The organism is Caloramator sp. ALD01 (assembly GCF_000472625.1).
Lineage (GTDB): Bacteria > Bacillota > Clostridia > Clostridiales > Caloramatoraceae > Thermobrachium > Thermobrachium proteoclasticum.
Window position 1 is genome coordinate 1 of sequence record NZ_AXAA01000047.1, and the last position, 10,729, is coordinate 10,729.

At 32.2% G+C, this 10,729-nt stretch carries 11 protein-coding genes, 1 rRNA gene and 1 pseudogene; 9 read left to right on the forward strand and 4 right to left on the reverse strand.

The window, feature by feature from the left end; translation table 11 throughout:
• Positions 1-212: pseudogene (locus A3M9_RS13905) on the reverse strand (IS5/IS1182 family transposase); the annotation flags it as partial.
• A 149-nt stretch (positions 213-361) separates the two neighbouring features.
• On the opposite strand from A3M9_RS13905, the gene A3M9_RS0111570 reads away from it, so the two are divergent.
• A complete protein-coding gene (locus tag A3M9_RS0111570) occupies positions 362-862 on the forward strand; it encodes a GNAT family N-acetyltransferase (RefSeq protein ID WP_027309341.1) in 501 nt (166 codons plus the stop codon).
• An 89-nt stretch (positions 863-951) separates the two neighbouring features.
• On the opposite strand, the gene A3M9_RS0111575 is transcribed toward A3M9_RS0111570, so the two are convergent.
• Entirely contained in the window at positions 952-1,950 is a 999-nt protein-coding gene (locus tag A3M9_RS0111575; protein WP_027309342.1) for a YeiH family protein, read from the reverse strand.
• A gap of 148 nt (positions 1,951-2,098) precedes the next feature.
• Between A3M9_RS0111575 and A3M9_RS0111580 the strand changes: the two genes are divergently transcribed.
• On the forward strand, positions 2,099-2,980 hold the full coding sequence (locus A3M9_RS0111580) for a LysR substrate-binding domain-containing protein (protein WP_370882859.1): 882 nt from the start codon (positions 2,099-2,101) through the stop codon (positions 2,978-2,980).
• Positions 2,981-3,303: 323 nt separating this feature from the next.
• Here the strand turns inward: A3M9_RS0111580 and A3M9_RS14720 are convergent, their stop codons facing one another.
• A complete protein-coding gene (locus tag A3M9_RS14720; RefSeq protein ID WP_156897910.1) occupies positions 3,304-3,468 on the reverse strand; it encodes a hypothetical protein in 165 nt (54 codons plus the stop codon).
• A gap of 125 nt (positions 3,469-3,593) precedes the next feature.
• Positions 3,594-5,486: an alpha amylase N-terminal ig-like domain-containing protein gene (locus A3M9_RS0111590; protein ID WP_035166599.1), complete on the reverse strand. Its 1,893-nt coding sequence runs from the start codon at positions 5,484-5,486 to the stop codon at positions 3,594-3,596.
• 316 nt (positions 5,487-5,802) lie between these two features.
• On the opposite strand from A3M9_RS0111590, the gene A3M9_RS0111595 reads away from it, so the two are divergent.
• The 7 genes from A3M9_RS0111595 to A3M9_RS0111625 all read left to right on the forward strand — a co-directional run.
• A complete protein-coding gene (locus A3M9_RS0111595; RefSeq protein ID WP_035166601.1) occupies positions 5,803-6,072 on the forward strand; it encodes a DUF2508 family protein in 270 nt (89 codons plus the stop codon).
• A gap of 41 nt (positions 6,073-6,113) precedes the next feature.
• Positions 6,114-6,386: a pro-sigmaK processing inhibitor BofA family protein gene (locus A3M9_RS13910; protein WP_051350730.1), complete on the forward strand. Its 273-nt coding sequence runs from the start codon at positions 6,114-6,116 to the stop codon at positions 6,384-6,386.
• A 268-nt stretch (positions 6,387-6,654) separates the two neighbouring features.
• A complete protein-coding gene (locus tag A3M9_RS0111605) occupies positions 6,655-7,233 on the forward strand; it encodes a 2-oxoacid:acceptor oxidoreductase family protein (RefSeq protein WP_027309346.1) in 579 nt (192 codons plus the stop codon).
• Positions 7,226-7,531, forward strand: coding sequence for a 4Fe-4S binding protein (locus tag A3M9_RS0111610; RefSeq protein ID WP_027309347.1), 306 nt, complete (start codon positions 7,226-7,228; stop codon positions 7,529-7,531). Before A3M9_RS0111605 ends, A3M9_RS0111610 begins: the two co-directional genes overlap by 8 nt.
• A 19-nt stretch (positions 7,532-7,550) precedes the next feature.
• Positions 7,551-8,729 carry a pyruvate ferredoxin oxidoreductase gene (gene porA / locus A3M9_RS0111615; RefSeq protein ID WP_027309348.1) on the forward strand — a complete coding sequence of 393 codons (1,179 nt, stop codon included), beginning with the start codon at positions 7,551-7,553 and terminating at the stop codon, positions 8,727-8,729.
• Between the two features lie 11 nt (positions 8,730-8,740).
• Positions 8,741-9,685: a thiamine pyrophosphate-dependent enzyme gene (locus A3M9_RS0111620; RefSeq protein WP_027309349.1), complete on the forward strand. Its 945-nt coding sequence runs from the start codon at positions 8,741-8,743 to the stop codon at positions 9,683-9,685.
• An 829-nt stretch (positions 9,686-10,514) separates the two neighbouring features.
• Positions 10,515-10,729: ribosomal RNA gene (locus A3M9_RS0111625) — 16S ribosomal RNA — on the forward strand; the annotation flags it as partial.

Consider the following 10,729-nt stretch of genomic DNA (forward strand, 5'->3'; position numbering starts at 1 on the left):
TAGATGTATTCAAGCAAACATAATTTAAAAAGAATAACTGCATCATAGGCTTTTCTTCCTCTGTTTTCACTATATTTTTCTTTTACGATATCATATACAAAAGAAAAATCAATAATTGAATCTATTTTAACAAGAAGATGATCTTTAGGTACTAATTTTTCATATATCATATTTGTCATAATATCAATTTGTTGATTGTTCTTATTAAACATAAAAGACCTCCAAAAAAATATTTATGCATATTTATTATACCATAATATTTTTTCGGAGGTCTCCCACCCAAGTGAAATGTGACATTTTTCAAAATTTACAATCATTTCGCTTGGGTGTATTGTTAATAAAAAAGAATAGGGGGATTATTATGGATTATCTTATAAGGCCAATAAGACTTGAAGATGCTGAGGCTATAAACGAAATGAGAAGAATGGATGGGGTTAGGGAAACAATTTTGGGAATCAAAAGTGAAAGAATAAATAAAACAGAGGATTTTATTAAAGGATTAGGAGCTAATGATCATATACTTGTTGCAGAGGTTAATAAGGTTGAAAAGAAGGTTTTTGGAGTTGTTGGACTCCATATAAATGCAAGTCTTAGGGCAAGACACTCTGCAAGTGTTTGGATTATGGTACATAAAGACTATCAAGGAATGGGGATAGGGAAAGCCCTGCTTAAAGAAGTGTTAGACCTTGCTGATAATTGGCTAAAGCTTGTAAGAGTTGAACTTTCTGTTTTTGTGGATAATGAAAGGGCAATAAATCTCTATAAGTCCTTAGGATTCCAAATAGAGGGAACAAAAAAATATGCAGCCATAAAAAATGGAGAATATGCAGATGAATTTATAATGGCAAGATATAAAATTTAGTTGTAATTTTAAAAAGTATGAGGAAGGTTTTTTACCTTCCTCATTAATTTTGTTGGTTGCAGTTGTTATATCTATATTTTCAAAAAATGCTATTTCCAAGTTTGAACTATTATACTTGAGACTGCGACTGAAAACCAAACAATAAGACCTAATAAGAGAGGTTTTATGCCTGTTTGAAGTATCTTTTTAAAGTCTGTTGAAAGTCCTATAGCAGAAAGTGCCATAACAATCATAAATTTACCGATTGTGTTTATATATGAAATTATATCTTTTGGAAATAATCCAATTGTATTTAAAATAGAAGCTACTAAAAACCAAATGATAAACCAAGGAAATATTTTTTTAAAGCTATAATTTACACTTTGATTTTGTTTTGATTCTTTTTTCTTTTGTATTGAAGTTATAATTGCAAAGATTAATGAAATAGGGATAATCATTGTTGTTCTTGTAAGTTTAACAATTGTAGCATAGGCACCTGCAGCGTTGCTGTATATGTATCCTGCTGCTACAACAGAGGATGTATCGTTAATTGCAGTTCCTGCCCAAAGTCCAAATTGCTTATCATCAAATCCAATTATGTGACCAAGTGAAGGGAAAATAAGAACAGCTATAACATTAAATAAAAATATTGTAGATATTGAATAAGCAACTTCCAGTTCATCTGCTTCGATTATAGGAGATATTGCAGCGATTGCAGAACCTCCGCATATTGCAGTTCCAACGCCTATAAGGGATTTTAATTTATATGGTATATTAAGAAGCTTTCCAAAGACAAATGCAGTAATAAAGGCGACTGAAAGAGTAATAAAAGTAACTGATAATGATTCAATACCCGTTTCATAAATTTGTTTTATATTTAAACTTGCACCAAGAACAATGATTGCCCATTGGAGAATTTTTTTAGAAGTAAATTTTATCCCTTCTTGAGACTTTTGTGGTTTTCCTATTGTATTATTAATAAGAATTCCTAAAATAATTCCAAACACAGGCCCACCTATTATAGGGAACATTTTACCAAGTTTAAAGGCTATAATAGATAAAATAAGAGATAGAAGAATTCCTTGATAATTTTTTCTAATCCATTCCATAATGTCATCTCCTTTTGCAAAAGTTTTAACAAATATAATATTAAAGCCACACATATGTATAAACAATAAAAGATTTATTATAAAACTATAACAATATGTTATAATAATTATGTATTTTTATGATAAGTGTGTGGGGATGGTAAATTTGATGGATGTAAAGTTGGTTTCGTTTATTGCCCTTGCAAAATTTAAAAACTATACAAATGCAGCTGAATATCTTAATTTATCTCAACCTGCTGTATCTAATCATATTAAGTTGCTCGAGGAATATTATAGTACTAAACTTTTTAAGAAAATAGGAAGAAATATAGAATTAACTGAAGAAGGTAAAATATTATTTAAATATGCACAGGATATAGATGCATTATATAGAAAAGCATTAGATGAGATTAAAAATAAATCGGGAATACATAGAACATATAAAGTAGGGGCAAGTATGACAATTGGGGGTTATGTATTGCCCAAGATATTAGCAGAATATCAAAAGCAAAATCCCAATATTAGAATTTTACTTGAGGTGTATAATACAGAAGATATAGAAGATAAATTGTTAAAGAGGAAATTAGATTTTGCTGTTGTTGAGGGGCCTTTTGATAAACAAAAATTTTGTTATAGCAAATTTAAAGATGATGAGCTAATATTAGCTGTTTCTCCAGAACATTATTTTGCAGATAAAAAAGAGGTAGATATAAAGGATGTTATAAAGGGCAATTTAATATTAAGAGAAAAGGGTTCTGGTACAAGAAAGATATTTGAACAAATTGTTTTAGGAACAGGGTATGATATTAAAGATATAAATATTCATATGGAGATAGGTAATATCAATGCAATAATATCATTGGTTGAGGCTAACTTAGGTTATACAATAATATCGCGAGAGGCTATAAAAAAAGAGCTTAAGATTGGAACTTTAAAAGAGGTTCCAATTAAAGATATACGTATATATAGGGAGTTTAACTTTATATATTTAGATGAGGCTAAGGATAGTTTTATATATGATTTTATGGATTTTTGTATAAAAAATGTATGAGGAAGGTTTAAAACCTTTCTTCAGGCTGTTGAAAAATTTATATATTGATTAGCCCCATGAAGGATTTCTTGGGCATTCGTTCATTTCGCTAATCAATTCTAAGCTTTTCTTTGTTTGAAAAAAGTCCTACCCTCGCAATGCCATCGTCCTGATGGCCGCTCGGATCGGCACGTCCTGTGCCGAATTACGGACTTTTCCAAATTCGAAAAGCTAAGAATTGCTAAAGCTCATGAAAGAGCCCATTGAAATCCTTTCATTGGGCTTTTTCAAAATTTAGCTAACAAATGGGTTTGTCAACAATCTGAGGGAGGTTTAAACCTTCCTTACTCATCCTGTAGTAAAGTTTTTATAATATTTACTGCTGTATCTTCATCTCCCATTTTAAACCATATATAGTATTTACACATTTTACATTGAGGTTGATTTTTGCCCTTGCAGGTGTTTTTGATTAATTCTATTGCCTCAAAGCATTTAGGTTTATCATTCATAAATATTACCCCCATAAACTTATATTTACATTAATGTTATCGTATTATTTTGGATAAACTATATCTTCTCTTCAGGATTTGTAATAATAAATTTGTAGGGTAATATTGTGTTTTGCTAAGGTATCTTAGGGCTTTAAAGTTATTTCATATAAATATGCTTTATTGGCACTAACTTTTAAATTTACAATGCCATCTTTACATATATAAGCATTTTTTTCACTAAATACTTCATTTATACTACTCTTATCAGTTATTCCAATGAGTCTTCCGTTTATAGAAATCTCTTTATCTGCATTCTCCATTGATACAACAGTTATAAATGCCTTTTCGTTATTAAATCTTGCAAAGGCAATAATTGAACCTTCTGCATAAATAATTTTAAACCCGCCGTTTTTTAAGACATCTTCTTTGGTTCTAAGGTGAGCTAATTTTTTATATAGGTTGTAGTGATTTTTATTCCAATTGTCTTCTTCCCAAGGCATACAGTATCTACAGCCTTCACCATAACGCAGATCTCCTTCAATTCCGACTTCATCACCATAATAGATAGAAGGAACTCCAGGGAAAGTAAATAACATAACAACAGCACAACGGTAAGTTTCAAAATCTATATGTGGCATTATATGAAGTCTATGTACATCGTGGCTGTCTAATAGGTTAAACTGATTCATCTTAACTTGATATGGAAGTTGTGCAAGATGCTGACTAAGTTGCTTTGCAAGTTTTACAGCGTCTTTGTGTTTGCTTTTTAAAGGTATATGGGTTCTTGTTAGATAAACATCTATATCACCAATAAAATCTCTAACAGGTCTTTGGAATCCATAATAATTCATCGCAGCATCCCATTTATCTCCCTGAAGATACTTTGAAGTATCTGCCCAATGTTCTGCCAATAGATACATATCTGATTTTGTTTCCTTTAAATGTTGTCTTAGTTCAATCCAAACTTCATTAGATACATCTATTTCATCTTTTCTTGCCATATTGTTTGCAACATCAAGTCTCCAACCATCTATATTGTATGGAGGTTTTAACCAAGTTTGAAGAACAGAATTAGGCTTTCTATATATAATGTCCCTTAATTTCTGAGAACGGTAGTCTAAACTTGGGAGAGTGTCTACCCCCATCCACCTAAAATATTCTCCATTTTCATCAAAATAATAGTATTCTCTTTCTTCAGCGTTTTTATCATTATATGCACCAGTTGATTTATCAAAAAATCCTTCTTTATTAAACCATCTATGCCCTGAACCAGTATGATTTACAGATATATCAAGTATAATTTTCATATCATTTTTATGGAGCTCTTCAACTAATTCCTTTAATGCTTCATTTCCTCCAAAGTGCGGATCAACTTGAAAATAATCTATACAATCGTATTTATGATGTGAAGGTGCCCAAAATATTGGATTAATGTAAACTGCGTTGACACCTAACTTCTTTAAATAAGGAATTTTTTGTTTTATTCCTTCTAAATCGCCACCATAAAAATCTAAACAGTGTCCTTCGCTATATTCTACAGGTTTTTTGCCCCAAGGTTGTTTTGAAGTAGGATGCCCATCTAAAAAATATTCTTCATCCTTTACATCATTATCTGGATTTCCGTTATAAAATCGGTCAGGGAATATTTGATAAAAAACACAATCTCTTACCCATTCAGGGTTTTCATAATCTGCAATTATCTTAAAATCATAGTGTTCGTTTGGGTCGTAGTTTGTAACCTCAAGTTGATTATAATAATACACATCATCCTCAGTTGCAATCATAAAACGGTAATTAATTGATTTTTCACTTATTTTTAAATCTGTGCTATAGTAGGCAAATATATCATCGTCCCCTTCTCTTTTCATTTCTATCATATGATGTTCTCCATTTGGGAGGTATCTTAAAAATACAGCTTTAATAGGTGCATCTTTGAAAACTCTAAGACTAACTTTAATTGTTTCTCCTAATCTTGGATTAGGATTGCTTAAAAATTCCCTTGAACCATCAGAATAGATGCTTTGCTTCCAATCCATTTTTTTCTCTCTCCTTTTCATTATACTTAAACGTTTAAGATAATTATAGCATAAAATCATATTAAAAACTATAACAACACAATACTAAATTCTATATTGTTGTTCTTATAATGAACAATAAAAAAGTATATTACAAAATGATGGTGTAGAGGGAATAATAAGATTTGGAGTAGTAAGTTTTTAAGGCTGTAGATGTTTTTAGTACAATATTATGCTTATACTACATAAAAATAATTTTATACCTTAGTTTCTTTTTTGTATAAACTCTCCTTAACTTGTCAATAATGTAGATGTAAAATGCGGAGGAGGGGTTAAAATGGATGGACATGTTTCAACCATCGATTTATTAGAAAAAGCAATAAGGGTTATAAGTTCTCCAAAGGTTCAAGAAAATAAGGAATTATTGGAGGTAAAAAGTGAAATAGAAAGGGTTATTTCAGAAATAAAAAGTGCACAGGAAACCTTTATGTATTCAACTGACCCAGATATGATAGATTATGCAATATATAAAGAAAAGGCCGAATTTGCAAGATTAAGTTATCTATTCAAAGTGGCAAAAAGAATTAATAATATAGTTAACTATTAAGGCATATAAATATAACAAACAATCTTCATAGGAGGAGTTATATGCCTTTACAAGTTGATATTAATGTCATCATATATGTATTAATTATATTTCTATTATTTTTATTTGTTATGGCATTGAAGGAGAAATCATTAATAGTTATTAAATTTGTTTTAAAAACAGCAATAGGTGCCCTTATAATTTTTGCAGCAAATATAATAGGACAAAAATTTAACATAACAATTCCTCTTAATATATTTACAGCCTTTTGTGCTGGAGTGCTTGGAATACCTGGAATAGGGCTTATATTTCTTTTAGAATGGGCTATCTTTTAATAAAAGGACAAGGTTTACTTGTTCTTTTATTTTGCCATTAAAATGTTAATGAATTAACAAATTTTTAGATAAGTCGAATTTTTTAGTTAAGTTTATTGACAGGATTTTTTTAGTCTGTTACAATTTTAATTGACAGGCTGTTGTATTGAAAAGCCTTGTATTATAAGGCATTTACGTGCTGTTATAGTACAAGGAGTACAAATTATACTATAACAGGCTTGTTCAGAATTTTCTGTTATATAAAAGAGTGTGAAGGGAGGATAATTTAATGTCAAAGCTAGTTGAAATTCGTTGGCATGGTCGTGGTGGCCAAGGGGCAAAGACAGCTTCACTATTACTTGCAGAAGTAGCTTTTAATACTGGAAAGTATATTCAAGGTTTCCCAGAATACGGCCCAGAAAGAATGGGTGCACCAATAACTGCATACAACAGAATAAGTGATGAGCCAATATCAATACATAGTAACATTTATGAACCAGATTATGTAGTTGTTGTTGATGAAACATTAATTAAGGCTGTACCAGTTACAGCAGGACTTAAAAAGGGTGGTGCAGTAATTGTTAATACTGCAAAGTCACCAGAAGAAATTAAGAAGGAATTAAAATACGATGGTAGAGTATACACAATAGATGCAAGAAAGATTTCAGAAGAAACTCTTGGAGCATATTTCCCAAATACTCCAATGCTTGCTGCTGTTGTTAAGATAACAGGAGTAATTCCAGTTGAAACTTTCTTAAACGACATTGAAGCTTCATTTAAGCATAAGTTTGCTAATAAACCTCACGTTGTTCCAAAGAATATGGAGGCTGTTAAGAGAGCACTTGAGGAGGTGAAGGGAAATGAATAAAGAAAGAAAGGTTAACATAACAAATGAAACAACTTGGAGAGAAACTACACCAGGTGGAGTAATTTTAGATGCAGGTAATGCAGAAGATTTCAAGACTGGTGACTGGAGAGCAATGAGACCAGTTTGGTATGAAGATAAATGTAAGCACTGTTTACTTTGCTGGGTTGTTTGTCCAGACAACTCAATAAAGGTTGAAAACGGTAAGCTTGTAGGATTTGATTTTGACCATTGTAAGGGATGCGGAGTTTGTACAAAACAATGTAAGTTTGGTGCCCTTGACTTTGTACCAGAAGAATAATGAGGGGAGGAATTAGGCAATGGCAAAGAGAGTATCATTAAGTGGTAATGAAGCAGTTGCATTTGGTATGAAACAAATCAATCCAGATGTTGTTGCTGCTTTCCCTATAACACCATCTACAGAAGTTCCACAATATTTCTCACAATTTGTGGCAAATGGTGAGGTTACAACTGAATTCGTTGCAGTTGAATCAGAACATAGTGCAATGTCAGCATGTATAGGTGCTGCAGCTGCAGGTGGTAGAGTTATGACAGCTACTGCATCAGCAGGTCTTGCACTTATGTGGGAAATGCTTTATGTTGGTGCGTCAATGAGACTACCAATGGTTCTTGCTGTAACAAACAGAGCACTTTCAGGACCAATTAATATACATAACGACCACTCAGACTCAATGGGTGCAAGAGATTCAGGTTGGATACAACTTTATGGTGAAAATGCTCAAGAAGCATACGATAACCTAATGCAAGCAGTAAGAATAGGAGAACATCCTGATGTGCAACTTCCAGTTATGGTTTGTTATGACGGATTTATAACAAGCCACGCTGTTGAAAATCTTGAAATGCTTGATGATGCAGATGTTAAGGCGTTTGTTGGAGAAGAAAGAAAGGCTCCATTTGCATTAATAGGTCAAGACCCTGTGTCAATGGGACCACTTGATTTACCAAACCACTATTTTGAACATAAGAGACAACAAGCAGAAGCAATGAAGAATGCTAAGAAGGTAATTCTTGAAGTTGCTGCTGAATATGAAAAACTAACAGGAAGAAAGTATGGTTTCTTTGAAGAATACAAGATGGAAGATGCAGAAGCTGCATTAGTTCTAATCAACTCATCAGCAGGTACTGCAAAGACTGTTGTAGATGCTCTAAGAGCTCAAGGTAAGAAGGTTGGTTTAATAAAGGTTAGAGTATTTAGACCATTCCCAGCTGAAGAAATAGCTGAAGCTCTAAAGAATGTTAAGGCAGTTGCGATAATGGATAAGGTTGATGGTTTCAATGCAGCAGGTGGACCATTATTCAATGAAGTAGTAAGTGCTATGTACGGAAAGGCAGATGGAAAGATAGTACAAAACTACATCTATGGTCTTGGCGGAAGAGACGTTACAACATATAATTTTGAAGAAGTTTTCAGCAACCTATTTAATGCTATTGAAACTGGCAAGTATGAAGTTTACAACTACATTGGTGTAAGAGAATAGGAGGTGCCATCATGCCAAATTTAAAGGAACTTTCAGCAAAGAAGGTTAGATTAACTGGTGGACATAGAATGTGTGCAGGTTGCGGTGCCCCAATGGTAGTAAATTGGATACTAAAGGCACTTAAGGATGATGAAAAGGCAGTAATTGCAAATGCTACAGGATGTCTTGAAGTTTCAACTTGTCTATACCCATACACAGCTTGGAAGGATTCTTGGATACACACAGCATTTGAAAATGCAGCTGCAACAGTAAGTGGTGCAGAAGCTTGCTATAGAGCATTCCAAAGAAAGGGTAAGGTTGATGATACATATAAGTTCATAGCATTCGGTGGAGACGGTGGAACATATGATATCGGTCTTCAATCACTATCAGGTGCTATGGAAAGAGGACATGATATGCTTTATGTATGCTACGACAATGGTGCATACATGAATACAGGTATCCAAAGATCATCAGCTACTCCATATGGTGCAGATACAACAACTTCACCAGCTGGAAAGGTAGTTCCAGGTAAGCAACAATTTAGAAAAGACTTAACTGAAATAATGGTAGGACATCATATACCATATGTTGCTCAAACTGTTCCAGTAATTCCAGGAACTAAATATATGTTTGACCTATACAACAAAGCAGAAAAGGCATTCAGTATAAAGGGTGCTAAGTTTATGAACGTATTAACTCCATGTCCAAGAGGATGGAGATGTGATACAGCAACTGAACTTGATGTTGTTAAGGCTGCTGTTGAAACATGCTTCTGGCCACTATATGAAGTTGAAAATGGAGTTTATAAGTTAAACTACAAGCCAGCAGAAAAGAAGCCAATAACTGAATGGCTAAAACTTCAAGGAAGATTTAAGCACCTATTAAAGCCAGAAAATGAACATATAGTTGCTAAGATTCAAGAAGAAGTAGACAGAAGATGGGAAAAGCTTCTTGAACTTTGTGGCGAAAAATAATAATAACAATAAACACCTAAAGGATAAAAACCTTTGGGTGTTTTTACTTTAGTGATAGTTATATAATTTGTAACTTAAAGTGGAAGTAAATAAATATGGAAATAAAAAATTATATAGCTAAAAATAAGCTGAAATTAGCTGCACAATTTGCATTTATGGTGATGAAATAAACTTTTAAGCGTGGGAGATTACGGAGATAATCTACATATTAAAGTATAAAAATAGTGCTAATGAGCTGGGTATTACCCCTTGTATATAAGTGTAAGTAGTAAGGTATTATATTTTTTTAATGTTAATTCTATTTAGTTTGTTTTATAGACTGTTTTTTATATTTTAGACGAATAATCAATCTATAATTAGTTGCAAATTATAATTTTAAATAGAAAAGTAAATATTTTTAATTTAGTATGACCTATAAGAAAATAGTTGAAAAACATAATGTTTTATTCAAATTATTTTAGACTTTTTGTTTTAGATTATGAATGATATTTGATAGGTAAAAAATAATTTCTTTAATATGAATAATATAAAGGATTAGGGCTAATAATAAAAAATGTAAAGTCAACTAATCCGGGTATATCGATACAAGAAAATTAGAGAAAATACACAAAAAGTATAGTAATTATATATTTAATTTCATCTAATCAAAAACTACAATTACAATATATTTTTATTGTATGTTATTATATAGAAGTCGTCGCGAGGGCGACGAAATAAAAAACAAAAAAATAGTTGACATAATAAAAAAGACGTGATAAGATAAATAAGCGTCAACGGTCCTTGAAAACTGAACAGCGAGAGCGAACGTACCAAATAAGAAGCTAGGTTATAACATGAGAGTTTGATCCTGGCTCAGGACGAACGCTGGCGGCGTGCCTAACACATGCAAGTCGAGCGATATGGAGGTTGGATGTTAGAGGTTAGAGGTTTGAATAGAAGAAATTCCTACGGAATTTCAACAAGTATCCAACTTCTAATTTCCAACATCTAACCTCTATATAGCGGCGGACGGGTGAGTAACACGTGGGTAACCTGCCCTTGAGA